Here is a 554-nt window from a genome sequence, read left to right on the forward strand (position 1 = left end):
TAGAGAATATGCGGCCAAACACCCCGAAGAATTCAAAAATCAAGAGGCCCTTTCAGATTAGCTCTAAAATCGTTTCTCAGCCGTTTTAGTTAACTGGCATATAAATACACCAAAGCTGATTTAAAATGGCTTAGAAACGATAAATATAGCCAATAATAAGCGAAAAATACGCTAATTGGTTTCAAAATCCTAAATTCATGTCAATAAAACGCCAATTTGGTTTAACCCTGGAATAAAATTGTCAGCAATTGAGGACGCGAAAAACTGAAAGTTTAACTTGAACTAACCGAAATACTTGGTCAATAACCAGAAAATAAGGCCTGTCAGAATACCAGTCGGGATCACAGCCAGCAGATAATTCTTAATTTCATACCACGAGAACCGCTTTTTCGTGGTTTGTAACTGCTGATCCATTTGATCAGTGACTTGGGCCATCGTCTCTTGAATGGTCTGGTTCACTTGGTCGTTGAGTTGGCTGAGGCGCTGGTTGTTTTTGGCTTGTTCGGTTTGAATTTGTTTGAGCGCGGTCAGATTTTCCTGACTGATCAGGTTGG

1 pseudogene is annotated in these 554 nt (G+C 39.7%); it reads right to left on the reverse strand.

The window, feature by feature from the left end:
- Positions 1-282: 282 nt before the first annotated feature.
- Positions 283-554, reverse strand: a pseudogene (locus tag FD47_RS15760) (Mobilization protein MobB); the annotation flags it as partial.

This window comes from Lentilactobacillus parafarraginis DSM 18390 = JCM 14109 (assembly GCF_001435895.1).
GTDB lineage: Bacteria > Bacillota > Bacilli > Lactobacillales > Lactobacillaceae > Lentilactobacillus > Lentilactobacillus parafarraginis.